We start from the raw sequence: 22,824 nt of genomic DNA on the forward strand, positions 1-22,824 counted from the left end.
AAGGCCCCCTACCGCTGAGGAAGGATCCCCAATTGCGCAGGGTCCTTGCCCGCTGGAAAATTCATCCTCTTCCATCGGCATATTTGTCATTCCCTTGCGGAACACTCTGTTTGCCTGAAAAAAATGCATTACTGGCCTGTGATTTTTTCGCAGGCACGCTTGAAATTTGGTTCGGAATGTATGGAATAGTGCGGCCGGGCGAAAAGGCGGGACAAACCTGCCATAAGACCCAAACAAGATATTTAGGGGAATGAATATGCGTTTTGTGCGTATGGCTGCAGCTGCAGTCGCCGTTCTGGCTGCCGTGGGCGGTGCTCAGGCTAAAGACTGGTCCAAGGTCCGTATCGGCACCGAAGGCGCCTATCCTCCGTTCAACTCCCTGACCGCTGACGGTCAGCTGGTCGGTTTCGACATCGATATTGCAAATGCCCTTTGCGCGGAAATGAAGGTCGAGTGTGAATTCGTCACCTCTGATTGGGACGGCATCATTCCGGGCCTTCAGGCTGGCAAATTTGACGCCATCATCGCGTCCATGTCGATCACCGAAGAGCGTAAGCAAAAGGTCGATTTCACCAACAAATACTACAACACACCGCCGGCAATTGCCGTGCCGAAAGATTCGTCCATCGCCGGTACGTCCGCTGCCGATCTGGACGGTGTAGCCCTTGGTGCTCAGTCTTCCACGACACACTCCAACTACGCTGAAGAAAAACTCAGCGGTGCGGAACTGAAGCTCTACCCGACCCCGGATGAGTACAAGCTCGACATTTCAAGCGGCCGTATCGACGCTGTAATCGACGATGTCGTTGTGCTGTCCGATTGGCTGGCGACAGACGATGGCGCATGCTGCAAGCTGCTCGGTACCCTGACACCGGATCCGGTCATCAACGGTGAAGGCGCCGGTATCGCGATCCGTAAGGAAGACGGCGAGCTGAAGGCCAAATTCAACGAAGCCATCGCGGCCATCCTCGCCAACGGAAAGTACAAGGAAATCAACGACAAGTACTTCTCGTTCGACGTTTACGGCGGCTGATTTTTCCGTTTGCTGAACAAGGCATGGCACGGTCTCCGTGCCGTGCCGCATGTGTAAAACCGAAAGGTTTTGCCATCCGGCCTGAGGGGCGGCCGGGAAAACAACAACAAGAACAGAAAGACGCGCCAGCTTATGAATGAAGCTTTGACGCTACTCTCTTTCGGGGAAATGGGCTGGGGCGATACGATTGCCTGGGGCGTGTTCATCACCGTGACCCTGGCCCTAGCGACACTGCCATTTGGTCTCGTGCTGGGCTTTATCATCGCGCTTGCGAAAAAGTCCGAAGAGCCGAGCCTCAGAATGGCGGCGAATGTCTACACCACGATTTTCCGGGGCCTGCCCGAACTTCTGACGCTTTTCCTCGTGTATTTCGGCATCTCGATCGCGATCCGGAACGGTCTTCAGCTTCTTGGATACGACATCTATATCGAGGTCAATTCATTCGTTGCCGGCATGGCAGCGCTTGCCCTGGTGTTTTCGTCTTATGCATCGGAGGCTTTTCTCTCTGCCTTCCGCGGCATTCCTCAGGGGCAATATGAAGGTGGCTACGCGCTTGGCCTGACACGGTTCAAGACCCTGCGTCTCGTTATCTTTCCGCAACTGGTCCGTCTCGCCCTGCCCGCGCTCGGCAATCTCTGGCTGATCCTCCTGAAGGAAACATCGCTTGTTTCCGTCATAGGGCTTTCCGACCTGGTGCGTGAAGCTGGCATTGCCGCCCGTGTCACGAAGGAACCCTTCCTGTTCTTCGGCGTTGCCTGCCTGATTTATCTCGTGCTGGCAATGATCTCCTCCGGTGGCCTGACCGCGATTGAACGCTGGTCGAAACGGGGAGATGCAACACGATGATTGCCGCAAACCCCGAAACAAGCGCACAGCGCCCGCCTGCAGCTCCCAAGAAGTGGACCAATGCCCGAATTGCAGGCCATGTTCTCATGGCCCTGTGGATCGTCTCCGGCGCTTATCTGGTCTATTTTCTGGCCTCGAATATCGTCAGTCCGTTCTTTCAAAAATACTGGCCGGAATATATCGATGGCTTCATAGTCACCGTTCAGATCGTGAGCTTGTCGCTGTTGATCGGCGCCCTGCTCTCGATCCCGATTGCCGCCGCCCGGGCCTCGTCCTGGAAGATCTTCAATTGGCCGGCCTACGGCTATGTCTATTTCTTCCGCGGAACGCCTCTGCTTGCGCAGACTTTCCTGATTTATTACGGCGCTGGCTCCTTCCGGGCCGAACTGGAGGCCGTTGGCCTTTGGACCTTTTTCCGCGAAGCCTGGTACTGCGTGATCTTCGCGTTTTCCATGAACACGGCGGCCTATCAGGCCGAAATCTTGCGCGGGGCGATTGAGAACGTACCGAAGGGTCAATGGGAAGGCGCGGCTGCCCTTGGCATTTCCAAACCGGTCGCCTTTTTTAAAGTGATCCTCCCACAGGCCATGATGGTGGCGCTCCGTCCCTATGGCAACGAGATCATCCTGATGATCAAGGGCTCGGCCATCGCATCCATCGTCACGATCTACGATCTCATGGGCGAAACGCGCCGTGCCTATTCGCGCTCCTACGATTTCCAGGCCTACATCTGGGCGGCGGTCGCCTATCTGATGATCGTGGAGACCCTGCGCCGGATCTGGGACAAGATCGAAGAGCGGCTCACCCGCCATTTGAAGAGGTAAGGACCTGAACTTCCGGTGCCGGACCCGGCACCGGAGATCATTCATCCGGCGCTCCCAGCCGTCTCTCATCCTATGTCTCCTTGCGGAGGGGTCCTGTGGGATGAGAGAAAACCGGAATTCATATCGAAACGCCCCCTCATAATCTTTCAGCGTTGGTCCCATGACAAAATCCCCTTTCAAGATCTCCGGCCTTCATTCAGACAGCCTGCTGGCCCATGGCGGCGGCGGGTTTGATGCGGCAACAGGGGCCGTTGTCCCGCCGATTCCGGTTGCAACGACATTCGTACGGGACGAGGCTTATGAACTCGTCAGCTCCAGCCACCTTTACAGCCGGGATGACAATGATCTTTTCCGCAAGACCGAGGGCCTGATTGCGCAGCTGGAAGGCGGTGCGGAAAGCCGCTTGTTCGCCTCCGGCATGGCCGCTGTTGCTGCGGTTGCCCGCTGTGTGAAACCAGGCGGCACGCTTCTGGTCCAAAGCGGGATCTATTGGGGCACCACGCTGTTCCTGCGCAAACTCTGCGCCCGCACCAACATTGCCCTGATCGAGGCCGATGCCACGGATCCATCGGCTTTTTCCGACGAGTTGTCGGTGACGAAGCCGGACCTGGTCTGGCTGGAAGTGCCAAGCAATCCGTTTCTGGATGTTGCGGATATCCAGGAGATTGCAAAGCTTTGCCAAGGGGCCGGGGCACTGCTCGCGGTCGATGCAACGGCAGCCACACCGCTTGTTCTAAAGCCCCTGGCGCTCGGGGCGGATCTCGTGATGCATTCTGCGACAAAGGCCCTGAACGGCCACTCGGATGTTCTGGGCGGTGTCGTGACCACCAAAGATCCTGATAGCGAAGCCTGGGCGTTTCTGACCGAAGAACGCAAACTCGGCGGCGCGGTCATGGGATCCTTTGAAGCTTGGCTTCTGTTACGGGGCCTGCGCACGCTGAGCCTGCGCGTGGAACGCATGAATACAAATACGCAAAAACTTGCGGAGCACCTGAAGGGCCATGCAGCCATCGCCGAGGTGCTCTATCCGGGGCTTGAGAGCCACTCCCAGCACACCCTCGCAAAGTCCATGATGACCGGCGGTTTCGGCTCGCTCATGTCGATCCGGATCAAGGGGGGCAGGAAGGTGGCCATGAGAACCGTCGGTGCCCTGGACCTGTTTCAAAGGGCAACCTCTCTTGGCGGTGTGGAGAGCCTTGTCGAGCATCGCCAGACAATTGAGGGCGATGCGTCAGGCATTCCAGATGATCTGCTGCGGCTGTCCATCGGCATTGAACATATCAGCGATCTCATTGCCGACCTTGATCAAGCGCTCGGCGGCCTATAACCGGAAAGGACGGGCTGTGGCCGGACGGTAGCTTCGCTCCGGTCTTCCGGCAGGCCGGGACGGGTTCAGGAGGGAGACGGCAGAATGATCACCTTTGCACTGGCTGTTTTCTTTTTGATCATCACCCCCGGGCCGGGCGTTCTGTCCGTTGCCGGTGTCGGATCGGCCTTCGGGTTCAACCACGGTGCGCGCTATATCGGCGGATTGTTCGTTGGCACCAATCTTGTTGCCATTGCCGTCGTCTCGGGCATGGCAACCGTGATCCTTGCGAACGAGAACATCCGCGCCATCCTTCTGATCGCCTCAACCCTCTACCTTCTTTATCTTGCCTACCGGATTGCCTTTGCAGGCGCCCGCATTGCCTTCAAGGAGGCGCCGAGTGCACCGGGCTTCTGGGCCGGTGTCACACTTCAGCTGGTCAATCCGAAAGCCTATGCGGTGAACACGACGCTCATAACCGGCTTTGCATTTCTGCCATCTAGTCTCATCGCAGAAACACTGCTCAAGTTTCTGATCATGAACCTGATTTGGGTGCCGATCCATTTTGTCTGGCTTTATGCCGGCATGACCGTGCACCGGCTCAATCTTGCCCCGCATATTCAGCGCCGCGTCAATATTGCGATGGCCATCTCCATGCTGCTCGTGGTGGGGCTGGCCCTTGCCGCGCCGAAGTAAAACAGATGCTCCGCTCAACTGTCCTTCAGAGAGCGCAACCATTTCACAAAGGCCTTCATCGCGGGACGCTGCACACCGGGCCGGGTGACGATGTGATAGCCGTTCGTACTTTGCCGCAAGTCTTCAAACAGCACCCGGATGACCCCATCCTCGATTTCGGACTGGATGAATGTTTTCGCCATCGCCGTGATGCCGTGACCTTTTTTCACCCCGTCGAGGATCATGTAACCCGGCAAGTGCGAAATGTTCAGCCGGGACGGTGCGACCACGCCCTGACGTTCCAGCCATAGGGCAATTTCATTGGTACCGAACTCCTGAAGCCACGGAAACCGGATCAGATCTTCCGGCGCAAAGGTTTCCTGGTCGCCCACCAGGCAAGTCGCTCCGACAACGACATAATTGCTGTGAACCAGCATCTCCGCCTCGAGCCCCGGCCAATTCCCGGCCCCGTACCGTATGGCAAGGTCTACCCCGCCCGGCTCAAACGGCACTACATAAGGGGATGGGTTGATCATCAGATCAATATCAGGGTGCTTGGCGCGGAAGTCCGATATCCGCGGCATCAGCCAGCCCACCGCAAAGGACGGCGTGGTGGTGATGTTGATCGGGCGGGCATCATCGGCCCCGGACACCTTGTGAACCGCTTCCTGGATGGACTCAAAGCCGCTTTTGAGCCCTTCAAAAAGAACGGTCCCTTCCGGGGTCAGGACGACGCCCCGCCCTTCCCGCTGGATCAGCGCAACGCCAAGGTGTTTTTCAAGGCCGCGCACCTGCTGGCTTACCGCTGCATGCGTAACGTTCAGTTCCCGGCCAGCGGCCGACAGGCTGTTGCTTGAAGCGACGGCACAAAAGGCCCGCAAACTGCTTAGTGACGGTATGGAGCGCCAATCCATTTGTTAGTTGACCTTATATTTTGAAATTCTTACTGACTCGCAGTTTCCGCACTCAATCGGCATATTCACAGCATACAAACCAGCACGAGGATGTAAGCACATGTTAGACATTTATGCACGCTCCTTCCTGGAGGCAAGCCGTTTCACTCCGTCCACACGGATTGACCCGCGCACGCAGCGCCACCTTGATAAGGACGCCGAAAAACGTGAGCGGCACACCCGTCTGTGGCGCCGGGGGCCGTACTGGATCTAAGCTGACAGGACGCGGCAAATGCCCTAAAACCATGGGACAGTTTCAAACGACAGGCCCGGCAGCCATGCCGGGCCTTTGCCTGTAGGGGAGCATTTCATGGCAAAGGTTGCATTCATCGGTCTTGGCGTAATGGGATATCCAATGGCCGGATACCTGAAAACCAAGGGTGGACATGAGGTTACAGTCTATAACCGCACAACCGCCAAGGCGGAAAAGTGGGCCGCGGAATATGGTGGCGGCTTTGCCAAGACGCCCAGGGAAGCTGCCGAAGGGTGTGATTTCGTCTTCTCTTGTGTCGGCAATGACGATGACCTGCGCTTTGTGACGACAGGACCCGACGGCGCCTTTCATGGCTTGAAGCAAGGGGCCATCTTTGTCGATAACACAACCGCCTCCGCCGGAGTTGCCCGCGAACTCTATGCGGTGGCCACGGAAAAGGGCTGCGGCTTCATCGATGCGCCGGTCTCCGGAGGGCAAGCCGGAGCGGAGAACGGTGTTCTTACCGTGATGTGCGGCGGCGATGATGATGTCTTTGACAAGGCCAAGCCGGTCATCGAGTGCTTTTCCAAATTCGTTGGCCTGATGGGTCCAAGTGGCGCCGGGCAGCTGACAAAGATGTGCAACCAGATCTGTATTGCCGGTCTCGTTCAGGGGCTGTCGGAGGCCATCCATTTTGCCGAAAAGGCCGGGCTTGACGTCGAAAAGGTGATTTCCGCCATTCGCGGCGGGGCTGCCCAGTCCTGGCAGATGGAAAACCGTTGGGAGACCATGCATCAGGGCAAGTTCGATTATGGCTTTGCGGTCGACTGGATGCGCAAGGATCTGGGAATCTGCCTGAAAACCGCCAGCGACACCGGCGCACGCTTGCCCGTTACGGCCCTGGTCGATCAGTTCTACGCGGAAGTCCAGGCCATGGGCGGAAACCGCTGGGACACGTCCAGCCTGATCGCAAGACTACGGAATGCCGGATCTTAGACTGTCTTAGGGCTTTAGCGCGTTAAGGGCGGGTTTCCGGCTCGCCCTTAACCATTTTTCCCGTTTCATACTTGAAAATATTCGCGCAAATTTTTCCAAAGCTGTCGGACATGACCGTGAAGGTCAGTGGATCCGTGAGCTTATCCTGATCACTGAACATCTCGACACATTGCGCCCGCCAAAACAAAAAACGCTCCGGGTCGGCGCGCCGTTGCGAAGCCTGGATATAGGACAGAAATAAAGACAGCGAAAAAGCAAATACGCAGACAGAAACAAGAGCCCCGCTGTGCGGCTGAGAGTCAGAATCAGCCTTTTTGTGCAGATCGGTCGCAAATATCCAAACGACGACTCCGCCCAGCAACCCTAATACAGCGGCTGTGATCTCACCGACCGCCCCTTCCCGGCTCAAGCCGCCGAGAACTCCAACCGTTGCGCCTAGAGCCGTCAGGCCAAGCAGCACGACAAAGATTTGGCCCAGCAGCTTGCGATGAACAAAGGCAATAAGCGGAAACCAAACAACCAGGGTGATGCCCAAACAAACCAGGGCCCAGAGCCAGAAGATACCCACCGTTAGACTGCTCCTTCCGGAAGTGCCCGCCGGCGCAGGTGTTCAAGACTGAATGGAGCGTCGAACAGATCCAGATATGGCGTGTCGTGCGCCAGTTCGTTTTCGAACTCCTTAAACTTGACTTCGTTCTCACAAAGGCTCCGCGTAAACGCGTTTATAGCCCCTTGTGCCGCATATTTGGCCAGGCAATCGGCGATGATCTTGTCCGCATCTAACTGTTCCAGCTTTGGAGTGAGGGGCTCCTCGGACATTGCTGGCGTGTTTGGATCTTCCACGCTTACTGCTCCGTCCTGAGGTCCGGAACTGATCGCAGGCCCCGCTTCAGACTGTGCCTCGGCAATGCTAAGTGCGCCGTAAACAGCCCATAGAAGAAGCACCAGGCCGCTGAATGCTCTGCGCGCCTGCGAAAAGGAGCAAATTGTCTGCGCAAGACTGTCCATAGGCCCTCCCAGCCTTCAACCTTAGAGGGCTGGGCGAACCTGTTCAACCAAAACCAGAGTGATTGTCCGTTGACTAAACTTCCACTTCCACGGTTCCGATCGGATTGGAGCAACAGGCCAGAATAAAGCCGGCGTCCACGTCCTCGTCGCTGATGCCGCCTGAATGGACCATGTGAACTTCGCCCGAGGTCTTCTTGACCTTGCAGGTGCCGCAAACGCCGAAGGTGCAACCAGAGGGAATGTTCAGCCCGGCATCCTTGGCAACTGCCAAAACCGTATCGGTTTCCGAACACCAAGCCGATACGCCGGAGTTTGAAAACACGATCTGCGCCTGGGTATCTTCCTGCGGCACGACATCGTCGAATTCGGTAAGTTCCGCTTTGGTTTCCGCCGGTGCCTGGAAGCTTTCCTGATGGTAGCGGTCCATGTCGTAGCCGAGCGCATTCAGGATCTCGCGAACCCCCTCCATGAACCCTTCCGGGCCACAGCAGTAAACGTCGCGCTCAAGATAATCGTTGCACATCAGACCCAGCATCAGCTGGTTGAAGTAGCCCCGATACCCGGTCCAAACCTCATAAGGGTCGGCCTGATTCACCACGAAGTGGAGCGCCAGACCGTTTGTGCGGCAGGCCATGTATTCCAGACGCTTGCGGAAAATCAGGTCCGCCGGGCGGTTGGCGCATTGAATGAAACAGATGTCGGGCTCTTCGCCGCGTTCAAACAGTGTCCCGGCCATGGACATCATCGGCGTAACGCCGGATCCGGCGGAAATGAAGAGATACTTTCCGTCCGGATTGGGCGGTAGATGAAACAAGCCTGCGGGGCCGAACGCCTTGATCCGCATCCCTGCCTCAAGATGGTCCAGCATCCAGCGGGTGCCGATGCTGCCTTCCTGCGCTTTGACAGTGACCGACAGATAGGCCTGGTTCACAGGCGATGATGAGATCGTGTAGGTCCGCTGAACGCTGCCCCCTGGCACCGGCAAATCCAGCGTGATGAACTGGCCCGCCTTATACACAAAGCGGGCGCCGGAGGGCGGCCGGAACGTGAATGTTTTCACATTCGGCGCCTCTGGCAGCACATTGACGCATTCGAGCGGTTCATTGTCGGTCCAGACAGACGTGTCTTTTCCCGGCATTGGAATCATCGCCATGGTCTACTCCGCCGCCACCCGGAAACGCCCGACGAGCGCTTGTTCAAGCGTGCGTGCATACCAATCAACAAACTGGATGACGCCGCTTTCCTGCTTGACCGAGTACGGACCCGGCTCATAAGCGGGAGACAAGATACCGCGCTGGTTTTCCTCGATGATCTGGCGATCTTCGTCGTTCGTGTGTTCCCACACCTCCGTCAAACGCTTGAGGTCATAGTCCCTGCCCTCTTCCGCATCCTTGTGCACCAGCCAGAAGGTCGTGACTTCAGTTTCCATCGGACCGATCGGCAGCACCCGGAACACCAGTGCCTGATCTGACAAGAAGTGATTCCAGGTGTTCGGATAGTGGAAGAAGAGGCAAGAGCCTGCATTTTCAAATGGGACCGTTCCGATCCGTTTGGAAACGGCCGCTTTCCCATCCATTGTATAACTTACAGCATCACCCAGGAAGGGGATCCGAACAAACCGCCATTGTTCGCTTGGATCAATCACGAACTTGGCCGGGAGGCCTGCCTGCTCGCAGCGATCCACATGGGCCAGTCCCTCATTGGACGATTCGGAGGGATCCGCACCAACAAGGTTTGGATCGTCCGAGAAAGTCCTGCAAAGCGACGGATGAGAGCCAGAGCAATGATAGCACTCGCGGTTGTTCTCCAGAACGAGTTTCCAGTTGCCCTTTTCTATAATCGATGACTGATGCGCGACCTTTAGGTTGCCAAGGTCATGCGGGCCCATGTACCGCGCTGCCTGCTCCTTCAATTCCGTGATGTCCGGGGCATGATCGGCAAGGCAGATAAAGATCATGCCAGAAACATCGGCACAGTGAACAATCTTCAGGCCGTGGTCCTGCGGCTTGAAGTCCGGCCCCATCTCGCGGGCCCACAACAATTTCCCGTCCAGCTCATAGGTCCACTGGTGATAGGGGCACACAAGTTTCGGCGAAGATCCTTTGGCGGCCGCGCAAATCCGGCTGCCACGGTGACGGCAGGAATTGTGAAATGCCCTGACAACGCCATCGGCCCCTCGGACAACAATGATGGAATAGGCGCCAATTTGAAGGGTCGCGTAGTTTCCACTCTTGGAAATATCCACGGCAGGCAGCGCGAACATCCATTCCTTGTGCCAGATGTTCCGCATATCCGCGTCGAAAACGTCTGCGTCGGTGTAAAACGCCTGCGGCAGGGAGTGGTTCGCCCGCCGGCCCATCAAAAGAGAGAGAATGTCTGCGTCGCTGAGCATTTTGCTATGTCCTATCAAAACCGTTGCCTACGGTTTCCTCTGGCTGCGAAAATAGGCTCAACCACCCCTTCCGCCGTAGTGCAAAAGCGGCATTTGATAGCCCAAGACAGACGCGCCACAGCAAATCCTATTGCAGCGCAACAACTGTCATAAATCCTTGACCAAGCGTAAGGCGTCGTAGATTGCGGCATGTGTATTGCGGGCGGATACTGCATCGCCGATCCGGAAGAGCGCGAAAGCCCCATCCGGGTTCCTGTCGAGAGGCTGCGGCCGGCCGAATATCAGTGATTCCTGTTCAATCGCGCCAAGATTTTTGGAGTTCGGCTTCAACTCGAAATACAGCTCGTCGAGCGGGATGGTACCATGATTGACAACAATCTGGTCGAACTCCCGCTCCTCGGTATGCGCGGAATAATCGGTGCCGATCACTGCGGAAATCATGTTCCCGGACCGTTTGGCGGCCTTCAGCCGGTATGTAACCGTAAACCGGACATCCTTGTCTTGCAGCACCCTCATGTAGGGCACGAGGTTCATGGCCATCACGTCCGGGGCAAACGACCGGTCCGGCGTCATGATTTCCACATGGGCACCGGACTTTGCAATCACTTCCGCGGCCTGAAGCGCGGCGTGATCACCTGCATCATCATAGACCAGTACGCGTTTTCCAGGCTTTACATCTCCCGCGATGATGTCCCAGCTCGACACGACGAGGTCATTTCCCTCAGTCAGCACATCGGTATGCGTCATTCCGCCGGTTGCAACAATCACAACATCCGGTTTTTCCGAAGTCACATCATTGACTTCCGCGAATGTGTTGAAGTGGAACTTAACACCCCTCGCCAGACACTGCTCCATCCGCCATTTGATGATCGAGATCATCTCGCGGCGTCTCTCGGACTGGGTTGTCAGGCGGATCTGACCGCCCGCATCAGGCGCCGCCTCGAAAACAGTGACATCGTGCCCGCGTTCGGCCGCCACCCGGGCGGCTTCCATACCGGCCGGACCCGCACCAACAATCACAACCTTTTTCCGCTGACCGGCCGGCGGGATCTCATGCGGCATTGTCAGCTCGCGGCCCGTTGCAGCATTGTGGATGCAGAGCGCATCGCCTGCCTGGTAGATTCGATCAAGGCAGTAGGTCGCGCCGACACACGGGCGGATGTCCTCTTCCCGTTTCTCAGCGATTTTCCGCACGATCATCGGATCCGCCATATGCGCGCGGGTCATCCCGACCATGTCGAGAAGGCCTTCCGCGATTGCGTGGCGCGCCGTGGCTACGTCCGGGATCTTCGCCGCATGAAAGGTCGGCAGTCCGATTTCCTCTCGGATCTTACCCGCAAAGTCGAGATGGGGTGCGTTCCGCATGCCCTGGACCGGGATGACATCGGTCAGCCCCGGATCGGTATCGATGTGGCCCTTGATCACATTCAGGAAATCAATTTTGCCGGTGGCTTTCAGGCGGCGGGCAATTTCCAGTCCCTCCTCTTCCGAGATACCGCCTTCAAGATCCTCATCCGCTGTGAACCGGATACCGACGATAAAGTCATCACCTACCCGCTCACGCACGGCATCAATCACCTCAACGGAAAACCGCATGCGGTTCTCCAAGGAACCGCCATAAGGCCCTTCGAGCGTGTTTGTCAGCGACGACCAGAACTGATCCATCAGGTGCCCGTAGGCCTGCAGCTCAATACCGTCCATGCCGCCGGCCTTCATCCGTTCCGCCGCATCCGCATAGTCCTGGACAATGCGCTGTATGTCCCAGTCTTCAACCTTTTTTGGAAAGGCGCGGTGAGCCGGTTCGCGTTCGTGGCTTGCTGAAACGGCTGGTAGCCAGTCGCCCTTGTTCCAATGAGTCCGGCGCCCCAGGTGGGTCAGCTGGATCATGACCGCGCAGCCGTGATCATGACAGGCGTCGGTCAGCCGCTTCACCCAGGGCACAACCTCATCTTTGTACGCAAGAATGTTGTTGAACACCGGTGGCGAGTTTCGCGATACCGCTGCGGATCCGGCCGTCATGGTCAGGGCAACACCCGCCTTGGCCCGCGCTTCATGATAAGCGCGATAACGGTCCTTGGGCATGCCGTCTTCCGGGTAGGCCGGCTCATGCGACGTAATCATGATCCGGTTTTTCAGTGTCAGATGTTTCAGCTGGTAGGGCTGTAACAACGGATCTTTCGACATACGCGGACCTCTCCTCAACTCCGGGCGCATTCCAGGCGCGACAGAACCATACGGAACGCTCGTGCCGGATGAAAAGGCCTGAAAACGACATTCATGTCGCTTTTATTGACACCGGTGTCAATTTTGATTGCAGCACCTGTTTTGCGCTGCTATCGGTGCCCAATGACCGAGCATTTGACCGAAAAAACCTCTGGCTGGCGCGGCACCCGGGACATCTGGCTTCAGGCAGCCTATGAGGCGCTCTTGGAACATGGCATCGACGGTGTGAAAGTCATGCCCCTGGCAGACCGGCTGAACCTGTCGCGCACCAGCTTCTATGGTCACTTCTCCGACCGGCAGGACCTGCTGGACGCTTTGGTGACCCTTTGGCAATCGAAGAACACCGGCAATCTCATCCGGCGCTCGGAGGACTATGCCGACAGCATTACCGAAGCAATCTTGAACATCTTCGATCTGTGGCTCGTGCCGAATCTGTTCGATTCGCAGCTTGAGTTCGCTGTGCGGAACTGGGCGCATACCGATGAAAGTCTTGCGTCCTTGCTCGAAACGGCCGACTGCGTGCGCATCGATGCGCTGCAAGCCATGTTCGAACGGTTCGGATTTGAGGCCGGTCACGCAAACATCCGGGCCAACACGGTCTATCAGACCCAGATCGGCTACATATCCATGCGCAAGGATGGACCACAGGAGCCGCTGGCACCAAGGCTCTCCCGCATGCCCTATTATGCTGAGATCTTCTCAGGCCAGAAGGTCACCGATGCGGAGCTGGCAAGGTTCCTGTCCCGCCATGGCGGAACCGGCTGACCAGCTTATTCGGATTTATCCGCCTTCGGCTTTTCCGCTGCCACGTAGCTGAGCGGCAGAGCCGTCGTGTTCTTGATCTGCTCCATGGCAAAAGTTGTTGAGACGTCCGTGATATCAATCTTCGCAATCAGCCGCTTGTAGAAGGAATCGTAGGCCTCGATATCAGGGACCGCGACCCGCAGGAGATAATCCACCTGCCCCGCCATGCGATAGAACTCCACGACTTCAGGAAATTCCTGGATCACGTCCGCGAATTTTTTCAGCCAGTCTTCAGAATGCTGACTGGTCGTAATCGCGACAAACGCGGTCACCTTGGCGTTTACCTTAGCCGGGTTGAGCAACGCCACCCGACCGGTAATGACGCCATCCTCTTCCATCTTCTGGATCCGCCTCCAGCAGGGCGTCGTCGACAAGCCGACCCGGCGTCCGATTTCGGCCACAGGTACTGTGCAGTCTTCCTGCAGAATGGACAAAATACGGCGGTCGATGCGGTCAATCATTTGCGTGGATCCATGTGCGGATAAAAAGGACCGTCTTGAGAACATTTTTCTAGACGAAGGCCTCTCTGCCTACATCGGCATCCACCAACAAGTCAATTGCAGCGTTCATAAAGGAAATTTTTCTCGATCTTAGTCACCTAACCCCGAAGTCCGGCTTATGTCCCGGCATGCTCCGAAAGTCCTTCAAAGTGACCAAGGTTTAGAGCAAGTCCAGGTTTCTAGCGGGCCGGGATTTGGTGAGAATATCCCAGTTCTCCATCACTCAACACTAGTCCACGAGCCTTTGAACTTCCGAGCGTAGAACGGGCAGCAAATCGATTTCAAACCACGGGTTCTTTTTCAGCCAGGCATTGTTGCGCCAGGATGGATGTGGAAGCGGCAGAACTGCAGGCCCCGCGTAGGGCCGATCGGCGTGCAAATACTCACGCCAATTCGCGACCGTTTCGGTCAGGGTTTTCTTGCGTTTTTGGCCGAGGTGATAGGCTTGGGCATATTGTCCAATGACCAGGATCAGTTCAATTTTGGGCAAGGCCTCAAACAGCTGATCATGCCAAGCGGTCCGGCATTCCGCCCTCGGCGGAAGATCACCGCCCTTTTGATCGAGACCGGGAAAGCAGAAGCCCATCGGCACAATCGCCAGCCGGTCCGGATCGTAAAACACCGTTTCATCAATCCCCATCCAGCCCCTCAGACGATCACCGGACGGATCCGTAAAGGGCCGGCCACTTTGGTGAACCCGCGTCCCGGGCGCCTGACCGCAGATGCACAGCCTTGCACTCGATGACACTTGGAGCACGGGACGGGGATCATGCGGCAGCGGCGTTTTTACCGGGTTTTCGACACAAATCCGGCAGTTTTCGATGCGGTTTCGAAGGACCGTCACGCTTTCCAGTTCACCCGTTTGTGGCAATGGGAGCCTCCCTGGATCAGCCGCTTAAGACATTCCTAACCATGATCTTGAGGACGATCTTAAGGAATGGTGAGTCACAAACAACAAACACGCAGATATGCAATAACGAAATCAAAACTGTTTGGGCGGCACTGGATGGAGTTTCCAGCCAAAGAACCGGGCGAAGACCAAGACGCCATCAATGAAGACCGGGCGCGCCGGCGCCGGGAAATGGCGCGGTCTGTCAAGGATGTGCACAGCCGTCTGGGGGCGCCGGAAAACCAGCGCACTACCTTTGATCTCGAGCGCCAGCACCTTTTTGCGGACACACGCCTGAATGCTGCCTATGCGGCCCCGCTGCTGGCCCTCATCGTTGCCGCCATTTCCGTTCTTTGGATCGAGCCGATCCTTCTGGGGGCCTGGTTCGTCATTACCTTATGCATGCACTTTTTGATGGTCGTCACCTGCCATTCGTATGAGCGGGCGCCGTCGGACCAGCAGGCGCGGGTCTACTGGCGCCGCCGCTTCATGTTCGGGGATCTTCTCTACGGTTGCAGCTGGGCCATCTTCTTCCTGCTTCCGCAAGCAGGGGACAGTTCCGAGGGCCTTCTGATTTTCCATTTCGCGACGCTGTTGATCGTTGTCGCGATGAACACAATGCAGTCGGCCACCCTGCCCCGCTGTCTGCTGGCAAGCACTCTGCCGATGACCTTGGTGGTCACCACCACATTTCTGCAGCAGATTTCACCGATTCACTACACGCTGGCGGCGATGGCAATCGGCGCCCAGGGCTTCTTCTTCATTCTCGGCAACCAGCTCTTGAAGAACGCCAACACGATGCTCGAATACCGGGCCGATAAGGACCATCTTATCGCCGAACTGGAAACCGCCAATGCCATGTCCGACGAGGCGCGGCGCCGGGCTGAGTCCGCGAACATCGCAAAGTCGCGCTTCCTGGCAACCATGAGCCATGAACTGCGGACGCCCTTGAACGCCATCCTCGGATTTTCGGAAATCATGAAGGATGAAGTCCTGGGCAAGATGGAAAATGCGAGCTACCGCTCCTATGCGGAGGACATTCACGGGTCCGGCCAGCATCTCCTCAACTTGATCAATGAAATTCTGGATCTGTCCCGCATTGAGGCCGGACGCCATGAACTTCACGAACAGCCGCTTTACCTCGACGATATCGTGGACGAATGCGGCACCATGATGCAGGTTCGGGCGAAGGCGAAATCCATTTCCCTTCACCACACTCATCAACCGGATATGCCGCAAATCTGGGCCGATGAGCGGGCCCTCCGCCAGGTGGTCCTGAACCTGATGTCAAATGCCGTCAAATTCACGCCAGCGGGCGGCGAAGTGCGGATCAAGGTGGGCAGAACCACGGACGACGGCCAGTATGTGTCCATCACGGACACCGGCCCCGGTATTCCGGAAGAAGAAATCCCGATTGTGCTGGAAGCTTTCGGGCAAGGGTCGCACGCCATCAAGTCGGCGGAACCGGGCACCGGCCTTGGCCTGTCAATCGTTCAGGCCCTGGTTGGCATGCATGACGGACAGTTTTCCTTGAAATCCCGGCTTGGCGAGGGAACCGAAGTCATCGTCTCCCTGCCAAGGGCGCGGGTCATGAACTATGCGCCCGATGTGGTGTGGGCCGATCCGGATAGCGAGAACATCTCCGTCAGGTTCGGTTAGACCAACGGATTTTTTTTAAACTGAGCCTGGGCAATGCGCTCCGCCAGGACAACCACCCAGCTGCCGCTGTTCAATCAAACAATGCCCGCAAACGGAACGTGCTTGCCGAGAGCTGCGAGGGCTGCTCAGGCTTCTTTCAGAGCGGCTTAGCCTTCCTTGCCCGAAACGCCCGCCGTTGCGAACGTTGCCATGCCGGAGTGCATTTCGGCAGCGGCCTTTGCAATCCCGGCCGCCAATGCGGCCCCTGAGCCTTCGCCGAGGCGCATTCCGAAATCAAGAAGCGCTTCCTTGCCCATGTGCTGAAGCACGCGCCGGTGCCCCTGTTCGGCGGACACATGCGCAAACAGGCAGTGATCCAGACCGTCCGGCTCCAGCGCATAGACAACCGCTGCTGCGGCTGTCGCGACGAAACCGTCGACAATCAACGGCACCCTTTGTAGGCGGGCCGCAATGATCAGCCCCGCCATGGCGGCAATTTCCCGGCCGCCAGTCTTGCGCAGCACTTCAAGCGGATCCTTTTCGCCATTCAGCCGGGCAACGGCCGCCTCGACCGCAGCCTTCTTACGGTCAAGACCTTCATCATCCACTCCGGTGCCCCGGCCAATCCAGTCTTCCGCATTTCCGCCGAAGAGGCCGCAGATCACGGCAGCGGCAACCGTGGTGTTGCCGATGCCCATTTCGCCGAGACAAACAAGATCCACACCGCCCGCCAAAGCTTCCATGCCATAAGCCATGGTCGCGGCACAGTTGGCTTCGTCCAGTGCATCTTCTTTCGTGATACTTGGCGTTGGCATATCGACGGCCAGATCAAAAACCTTCAGGCCCAGATCATAGGCACGGCAAATCTGGTTGATTGCGGCCCCGCCAGCAGCAAAGTTCTCAACCATCTGCCTGTTCACGCTGCTTGGAAAGGCGGAGACACCTTCTTCGGCAACTCCGTGCGCCGTTGCGAAAATCGCCACAAGCGGACGGGTGATCTTTGGCGGCGCTTTGCCTGACCATGCGGCCAGCCATTCGGCAAGGTCTTCAAGCTGGCCCAAAGACCCAGCAGGTTTGGTCAGTTCGGCATCGCGCGCGCGCACTTTTCCGAGCGCTTCCTCATCGGGTCCCGGGAAGGATTTGACCAGATTTCGAATGTCATCAAATGGCAGCGCGGTTTCGGAAAGTGTCATGTCCATGCCGTTCCTGAATAGGTTTGAATGCGCCAAAACCTTGGCCATCCCAGATCGGCTGATCTATAACGGCGCACAATCAAAAGACAAGCGCGGGACCCGGCCGGATGCCTTCTGAAAACGACCAACATTCTGAAAATGCGCCAGAATCCGCGTCTGACATTTCTTTGGATCACCAGGGAACCCAAAATGGGCTCGTGAATGGCCTGATTGCCGACACAGCGGCCTGCATTCGATTCTTTTCCCGCATTCCGCTTGCCTCCGTTTCCCGGCACGACGATCCGGCGGCACTGCCGGACTTCACTAGAACCGCCCGGGCAGCGCCGCTTGCTGGATGGATAATCGCCCTGCCCGCGGCCGCCCTGGGCATGGTGCTTGCACTGACGGCCCTGCCGCCCCTTGCCGCCGCGACGCTCGTTGCCGCCTGTCTTGCGGTGATAACAGGAGCCCTTCACGAAGACGGGTTGAGCGACGTTGCAGACGGCTTTTTCGGGGCGATGAACAAGACCCGCCGTCTAGAAATCATGAAAGACAGCCGCATCGGCGCATTCGGCGCACTTGCGCTCATCCTGTCTGTGGCTCTGCGCATTGCACTCCTGGCAGCCCTGTGGGAGCGGTTCGGACCGGCCGATGCCGCCGTGATCTTCCTCTGCGGCGAAGCGCTGAGCCGCGCCCTTCTGGTGTGGCAATGGCAATCCCAACCCCTTGCCCGCCCGGACGGGCTGGCTGCCCGGTTCGGAAAGCCGGGCGCTGCGGCCCGTAACACAGCATTTGCACTTGTTCTTCTAACGTTTCTGCCTGTCTTCGCCGCTGCCGGTTTGGCCAATCTCATAGCCGGGGTGGTGCTGGCCGCAGCCGCCGCAGCAGGCGCCGGAAAGATCGCACTATACAAGATTGGCGGGACCACCGGCGATGTGCTTGGCGCCATTCAGCAGATCAGCTCGCTCGCCTTTCTTGCCGGAATACTTGTGGTGCCGTAGGGCCACAAATGATAAATCACTTGAATGTTTTACTGGCACGCTCAAATCGCTGAAGCGAACCTCTTTCCGCATCTTGGCAGGACAGCCGCCATCATTTTGATGTGCATGCTGGTTGCCGCGTGTGCATCGCGTCCGGTAAGTGGCGCCCTTGAGATCAATTCCACTCCGGCCGAAGGCGCAAAAGTGCACGACATTCTTGTCGTCACAACCCGGCAGCGCGACGCGGAACCAGACACGTATTTCAATGGTGAAAGGTCCGAAACGGTCAATTTCGCAGATGTCAGTATTTCCGTTCCGCCTGCGCACAAACCCGGCATGATCGAGTGGCCAAGAAGCCTGCCCGGGGATCCTTCCAAGGATTTCGTAGCGCGGAGCGCGGCCTATATCGACACCAGGCAGGACTTCCGGGCGCAGCTCAACAAGCGGCTGTCAGAACGGCCTGCGTCTGATCGTGAGGCTGTCCTTTTCATTCACGGCTACAACACGCTCTTCGCGGAAGGCCTCTACCGTTTCACGCAGTTCGTTCACGACCGGGACGGACAGGCGGTCCCGGTTCTTTTTACCTGGGCATCCCGCGGTCAAGTGCAGGACTACCTGTATGACCTGAACAGCGCTGCAATTGCCAGGGACGCGCTGGAAGAAACACTTCTTCTCCTGGCGGACAGCAATGCGAGGCGCATATCGATCCTGGCCCATTCCATGGGCAACTGGCTCCTCATGGAAACGATCCGCCAAATGTCCGAATCGAACCGGCAAAAAATTGGCCGGAAACTCGAAATAGCTGTATTGGCGGCTCCGGATATCGACATTGACCTCTTTAAATCCAGCTTGCGCAAATTTGGAAATCCGGACAAACCCTTTGTGATCGTGATCTCAAAAGATGACCGCGCATTGCGCCTCTCAAGAGCTCTGGCAGGCGGTGTCGAACGGGTCGGAGCCTATTCAAATGACCAGGAGCTGGCCGCGCTTGGCGCGGTCGTCATCGATGTGACCGACCTGGAAAGCAACGACGCGGCCAATCACTCCAAGTTTGCAGAGCTTGCCGAGTTTGGACCGGAAATTCAGCAAGCAGTTGTTTCTGGTGGCCTTTCGAACACATCAAGTGTGACCGGTCCGACCAATCTTGGCGATGATCTGAGCACGTTTGTGGGCGCAACCGCACAAACAGCCGTCTCACTGCCGATCCGGATCATCACCGCTCCAATTACCGCTGTCACTGGCGGTTACTAATCCTGTGGAGCGAAACGGCGAAGTGTTTTTGCCGTATTCCGGTCTTGGCAAAACCGCATTCTGCGGCCATATCGGTTGAATGGAATCGCCTTGTATTAAGATCTGCAAAATTGATGACACCCGTGGCATTTGCACGGGCTGCTTTCGCACGCTAGACGAAATCGTGCGGTGGGCGCGGTACACCGATGCGGACCGGCGCCGCATCATGAGCGAATTGGACGGCCGCCGCACCGACCTGGCGTCCGCCGAGGCGGCACAGTGAATTCGGCAGGAAAGCTCCGGGGGCTTGTTGTCGTCGTCCTTGTCGCGATCATGGGGATCGCGGTCTTCTACTTTCTGTTTGGTGATCCGACGGATCCCGCCAATGCCAACTTCGACGACGAAGGCCCGCGGATCGTGGCCTTGTCAGCACTCGCCTTCGTGTTTTTGGCCAGTTTCATCTTCGGCCAGCCGAAAGTCCGGGACATTTTGCAAGGGACTTTGTTCTGGGGCGGCCTCTGCGCCCTCCTTGTAGTGGGGTACACCTACAGGACCGATCTTGTTCAGGCAGGATACCGTGTGCTTGGCGCCCTCGCCCCCGGCATGGCCGTAACGCAGCAGGATGGCACAGTCCTGATCGTACGGGATGCGGGCGGGCACTTTGTGCTCAGCGGCCGCACCAATGGCGCCAGAACCGAATATGTCTTGGATACAGGTGCAAGTGCCGTTGTTCTGACCTATGCCGATGCGAGGCGTGCCGGCTACCAGCCGCAAGACCTTTCTTTCAGCGTTCCGGTTTCCACCGCGAACGGCCGCACTCTGGTTGCGCCGATACAGATCGAAACATTAGCCGTCGGCGATCACACTTTGCGCAATGTCCGCGGATTTGTGGCAAGGGATGGATCACTTGAATCCAGCCTGTTCGGCATGACGGCGCTTGATCGGTTGCGCAGCTGGCGGATTGAGGGCGACCGGCTCATCATGACGCCTTGACAGCGTGCACCTGAACACATGGCCGCTACTCGGCGGCTTCCAGACCCGCATCTGCCGGACTGACGGCCGCCAGGGCGCTCTCCACAACCTCGAGCCCGGCACCGGGCTTAATCGCTTCGACGGTCAGGATGCGCCGCCACGACCGCGCACCTGGACGACCATGAAATACGCCAAGCATGTGGCGGGTCATATGCGCCAGTTTCACACCTCTGGACAGCTGTTCTTCCAGATAATGCATATGGGCCTTAACGGCCTCCCAGGGTGAAACATCCGCGGCCGTCCCGCCGTAAACGCGCCTGTCCACCTCACCCATGATTTGCGGAGTGTGATAAGCGGCGCGCCCGAGCATGATACCGTCAAGCGTCTCCATGAACAGGACGGCGTCGTCCAGCGATTGCAGCCCGCCATTCACGCCGATGAACTTGTCCTGGAACCGGGCCTTGAGCCGTAAAACCCTGTCATAGTCCAGGGGCGGAATGTCCCGGTTTTCCTTCGGGCTCAGCCCCTGAAGCCACGCCTTGCGGGCATGCACCCACAGCGCATCCGATCCGGCTGCAAATGTGGCGCCGGCCATGGTGTCGAGGGCAGCTTCCGTGTCCTGGTCATCCACCCCGATGCGGCACTTCACCGTCACAGGAATATCAACGGCCTCTTTCATGGCAGCGACACAGGCCGCCACAAGGTCCGGCTCCTCCATCAAACACGCACCGAACCGGCCGCTTTGAACGCGGTCCGACGGACAGCCGACATTGATATTGACCTCGTCATAGCCGAAGTCCGCAACGATCTTAGCGGCCTCCGCCATATGGGTGGGATCGGAGCCGCCGAGCTGGAACGCGACAGGATGCTCCAGGCTGGAAAAGCCCAGCAGATGGTCCCGGTCGCCGTGAATAACGGCACCCGTCGTCACCATCTCAGTATAAAGCAGCGCATGAAGACTCAACTGCCGGTGAAATGCCCGGCAGTGGCGATCGGTCCAATCCATCATCGGCGCCACAGAAAAGCGCGGCTGATGGTCGGTGTAAAGGCGGCCAAAAGACTTCATGGCCGCCTAAATATCACCGACCGGACCAAGAGGCAAAGGCCCACTGCGGCATGGCCGGACTGCGCTCAACGCGCATCGTGCCGGACACACTCCGGGGACGAGCCTTAGCTGGTTCCCTAAGCGAAAACCAGCCTTACACCCGCTGTGTAAACGTTGCCTCTTTCAGAAGCGTGGCATAGTCCTTAGCCAATTCCAGGAAGGCATTGTAGCTTTCCTGCACTTCGGCAAAGGCGGGATTCGCGGCAGCGTTTTCAGCCATGACTTCGGCCACAGCCGTTTTGAGTGCGGCAATGACATCGTCCGAGAACGCTCCGAACGTCACGCCTTCTTCCTTCAGCTTCTTAAGCGCGACCGCGTTGTAGTAATCAAACTGCGCCGTTGTCTCGACCGAAGATGCCTCTGCTGCATTGGCAATAACCGCCTGAAGATGAGCCGGAAGGCTCTCGTAGGCTTCCTTGTTGACCACGATCTCAAGCGCGGCGGACGGCTCATGGAACGCGGGCACGTAGCAGTATTTCGCGACTTTTTGCAGACCGAATGCCTGGTCCAGCATTGGCCCGACCCATTCCGCAGCATCGATCGCGCCAGACTGGAAGGACGGGAAGATTTCCGGAGGCGGCAGAAGAACAGCGTTCACGCCGAGCTTGCGCATCGCTTCACCGCCCAGACCGGCAATGCGCATATTGAGGCCAGACAGGTCATTCAGGCTTTCAATCGGGTTCTTGAACCAGCCCGCCGATTGAACGCCGGAGCTTCCCGAGTAAAACGGCTTCAGGCCCCGTTCGGCATAGATGCCATCCCAGAGCGCCTGACCGCCGCCATAGCGGAGCCAGGCGGTGGTCTCGACCGCCGTCATTCCGAAGGGAATAGCCGAAAAGAAGTGAAGGGCAGAGTTTTTAGAGGCCGCATAGTAAGGCGTGGAATGCCCGATTTCGGCAGTCCCCTGCTCGACCGCATCCTCCACACCGAAGGGGGGGCACAAGCTCACCGCCTGAAAACACCTTCAGGGTCAGTTGACCATCGGACATGGCCGCAACACGCTCGGCGAATGTGGTCACGTTGGTCCCAACGCCGGGTGCTTTTGCCGGAAACGATGTGGGCAGTTTCCACTCGATCTTGCCCTG

24 protein-coding genes are annotated in these 22,824 nt (G+C 57.7%); 13 read left to right on the forward strand and 11 right to left on the reverse strand.

The genetic code is table 11. The features are described 5' to 3' along the window. Nucleotides 1–256: 256 nt before the first annotated feature. The 5 genes from E1180_RS21800 (at nt 257) to E1180_RS21820 (ending at nt 4,705) form a co-directional block, all read left to right on the forward strand. On the forward strand, nt 257–1,033 hold the full coding sequence (locus tag E1180_RS21800; protein WP_155194815.1) for an ABC transporter substrate-binding protein: 777 nt from the start codon (nt 257–259) through the stop codon (nt 1,031–1,033). 132 nt (nt 1,034–1,165) lie between these two features. Beyond that, nucleotides 1,166–1,879: an ABC transporter permease gene (locus tag E1180_RS21805; protein WP_155194817.1), complete on the forward strand. Its 714-nt coding sequence runs from the start codon at nt 1,166–1,168 to the stop codon at nt 1,877–1,879. Continuing rightward, nucleotides 1,876–2,703 (forward strand): ABC transporter permease, encoded by an 828-nt coding sequence (locus E1180_RS21810; protein WP_155194819.1) that lies wholly within the window; start codon nt 1,876–1,878, stop codon nt 2,701–2,703. Before E1180_RS21805 ends, E1180_RS21810 begins: the two co-directional genes overlap by 4 nt. A gap of 160 nt (nt 2,704–2,863) precedes the next feature. Next, complete coding sequence (locus tag E1180_RS21815) at nt 2,864–4,030, forward strand: trans-sulfuration enzyme family protein (RefSeq protein WP_155194821.1); 1,167 nt, start codon at nt 2,864–2,866, stop codon at nt 4,028–4,030. Nucleotides 4,031–4,114: 84 nt separating this feature from the next. Then, the gene (locus tag E1180_RS21820; RefSeq protein ID WP_155194823.1) at nt 4,115–4,705 is read left to right on the forward strand and encodes a LysE family translocator; all 591 of its coding nucleotides are present in this window, start codon (nt 4,115–4,117) and stop codon (nt 4,703–4,705) included. 14 nt (nt 4,706–4,719) lie between these two features. On the opposite strand, the gene E1180_RS21825 is transcribed toward E1180_RS21820, so the two are convergent. Next, complete coding sequence (locus tag E1180_RS21825; protein WP_155194825.1) at nt 4,720–5,598, reverse strand: LysR family transcriptional regulator; 879 nt, start codon at nt 5,596–5,598, stop codon at nt 4,720–4,722. A 100-nt stretch (nt 5,599–5,698) separates the two neighbouring features. Between E1180_RS21825 and E1180_RS21830 the strand changes: the two genes are divergently transcribed. Both E1180_RS21830 and E1180_RS21835 read left to right on the forward strand, forming a co-directional pair. Beyond that, a complete protein-coding gene (locus E1180_RS21830; protein WP_155194827.1) occupies nt 5,699–5,851 on the forward strand; it encodes a hypothetical protein in 153 nt (50 codons plus the stop codon). A 96-nt stretch (nt 5,852–5,947) separates the two neighbouring features. After that, a complete protein-coding gene (locus tag E1180_RS21835) occupies nt 5,948–6,826 on the forward strand; it encodes an NAD(P)-dependent oxidoreductase (RefSeq protein WP_155194829.1) in 879 nt (292 codons plus the stop codon). 22 nt (nt 6,827–6,848) lie between these two features. On the opposite strand, the gene E1180_RS21840 is transcribed toward E1180_RS21835, so the two are convergent. The 5 genes from E1180_RS21840 to E1180_RS21860 all read right to left on the reverse strand — a co-directional run bounded on the left by E1180_RS21840 (nt 6,849) and on the right by E1180_RS21860 (nt 12,410). Further along, on the reverse strand, nt 6,849–7,394 hold the full coding sequence (locus E1180_RS21840; protein ID WP_155194831.1) for a hypothetical protein: 546 nt from the start codon (nt 7,392–7,394) through the stop codon (nt 6,849–6,851). Nucleotides 7,395–7,396: 2 nt separating this feature from the next. After that, nucleotides 7,397–7,834 (reverse strand): hypothetical protein, encoded by a 438-nt coding sequence (locus tag E1180_RS21845; protein ID WP_155194833.1) that lies wholly within the window; start codon nt 7,832–7,834, stop codon nt 7,397–7,399. 73 nt (nt 7,835–7,907) lie between these two features. Beyond that, on the reverse strand, nt 7,908–8,987 hold the full coding sequence (locus E1180_RS21850) for an FAD-binding oxidoreductase (protein WP_155194834.1): 1,080 nt from the start codon (nt 8,985–8,987) through the stop codon (nt 7,908–7,910). A gap of 3 nt (nt 8,988–8,990) precedes the next feature. Beyond that, entirely contained in the window at nt 8,991–10,226 is a 1,236-nt protein-coding gene (locus E1180_RS21855) for an aromatic ring-hydroxylating oxygenase subunit alpha (protein WP_155194836.1), read from the reverse strand. Nucleotides 10,227–10,373: 147 nt separating this feature from the next. After that, complete coding sequence (locus E1180_RS21860) at nt 10,374–12,410, reverse strand: NADH:flavin oxidoreductase (RefSeq protein ID WP_155194838.1); 2,037 nt, start codon at nt 12,408–12,410, stop codon at nt 10,374–10,376. Nucleotides 12,411–12,572: 162 nt separating this feature from the next. On the opposite strand from E1180_RS21860, the gene E1180_RS21865 reads away from it, so the two are divergent. Beyond that, nucleotides 12,573–13,214: a TetR/AcrR family transcriptional regulator gene (locus E1180_RS21865; protein ID WP_155194840.1), complete on the forward strand. Its 642-nt coding sequence runs from the start codon at nt 12,573–12,575 to the stop codon at nt 13,212–13,214. A 5-nt stretch (nt 13,215–13,219) separates the two neighbouring features. Here E1180_RS21865 and E1180_RS21870 read toward each other — a convergent pair whose 3' ends face one another. Then, nucleotides 13,220–13,711 carry an Lrp/AsnC family transcriptional regulator gene (locus tag E1180_RS21870; RefSeq protein ID WP_283404487.1) on the reverse strand — a complete coding sequence of 164 codons (492 nt, stop codon included), beginning with the start codon at nt 13,709–13,711 and terminating at the stop codon, nt 13,220–13,222. Between the two features lie 271 nt (nt 13,712–13,982). Further along, nucleotides 13,983–14,624 (reverse strand): uracil-DNA glycosylase family protein, encoded by a 642-nt coding sequence (locus E1180_RS21875; protein WP_155194843.1) that lies wholly within the window; start codon nt 14,622–14,624, stop codon nt 13,983–13,985. 135 nt (nt 14,625–14,759) lie between these two features. Between E1180_RS21875 and E1180_RS21880 the strand changes: the two genes are divergently transcribed. Then, nucleotides 14,760–16,301: a sensor histidine kinase gene (locus tag E1180_RS21880; protein ID WP_155194845.1), complete on the forward strand. Its 1,542-nt coding sequence runs from the start codon at nt 14,760–14,762 to the stop codon at nt 16,299–16,301. Between the two features lie 146 nt (nt 16,302–16,447). Here E1180_RS21880 and cobT read toward each other — a convergent pair whose 3' ends face one another. Continuing rightward, nucleotides 16,448–17,473: a nicotinate-nucleotide--dimethylbenzimidazole phosphoribosyltransferase gene (gene cobT / locus E1180_RS21885; protein WP_155194846.1), complete on the reverse strand. Its 1,026-nt coding sequence runs from the start codon at nt 17,471–17,473 to the stop codon at nt 16,448–16,450. 107 nt (nt 17,474–17,580) lie between these two features. On the opposite strand from cobT, the gene E1180_RS21890 reads away from it, so the two are divergent. From E1180_RS21890 to E1180_RS21905, 4 genes are all read left to right on the forward strand, one after another. Continuing rightward, on the forward strand, nt 17,581–18,453 hold the full coding sequence (locus E1180_RS21890; protein ID WP_155194848.1) for an adenosylcobinamide-GDP ribazoletransferase: 873 nt from the start codon (nt 17,581–17,583) through the stop codon (nt 18,451–18,453). A 24-nt stretch (nt 18,454–18,477) separates the two neighbouring features. Beyond that, nucleotides 18,478–19,683: an alpha/beta hydrolase gene (locus E1180_RS21895; RefSeq protein ID WP_155194850.1), complete on the forward strand. Its 1,206-nt coding sequence runs from the start codon at nt 18,478–18,480 to the stop codon at nt 19,681–19,683. Between the two features lie 79 nt (nt 19,684–19,762). Continuing rightward, nucleotides 19,763–19,945 carry a DUF1289 domain-containing protein gene (locus E1180_RS21900; protein ID WP_155194852.1) on the forward strand — a complete coding sequence of 61 codons (183 nt, stop codon included), beginning with the start codon at nt 19,763–19,765 and terminating at the stop codon, nt 19,943–19,945. Next, a complete protein-coding gene (locus E1180_RS21905; protein WP_208997298.1) occupies nt 19,942–20,655 on the forward strand; it encodes a retropepsin-like aspartic protease family protein in 714 nt (237 codons plus the stop codon). Before E1180_RS21900 ends, E1180_RS21905 begins: the two co-directional genes overlap by 4 nt. Before the next feature lie 25 nt (nt 20,656–20,680). Here the strand turns inward: E1180_RS21905 and dusA are convergent, their stop codons facing one another. Together dusA and E1180_RS21915 are read right to left on the reverse strand one after the other, a co-directional pair. Further along, nucleotides 20,681–21,700, reverse strand: coding sequence for a tRNA dihydrouridine(20/20a) synthase DusA (gene dusA / locus E1180_RS21910; RefSeq protein WP_155194854.1), 1,020 nt, complete (start codon nt 21,698–21,700; stop codon nt 20,681–20,683). A 133-nt stretch (nt 21,701–21,833) separates the two neighbouring features. After that, complete coding sequence (locus E1180_RS21915) at nt 21,834–22,688, reverse strand: TRAP transporter substrate-binding protein (protein ID WP_208997299.1); 855 nt, start codon at nt 22,686–22,688, stop codon at nt 21,834–21,836. Nucleotides 22,689–22,824: the final 136 nt, after the last annotated feature.

The organism is Roseibium denhamense, assembly GCF_009711415.1.
Taxonomy (GTDB): domain Bacteria; phylum Pseudomonadota; class Alphaproteobacteria; order Rhizobiales; family Stappiaceae; genus Roseibium; species Roseibium denhamense.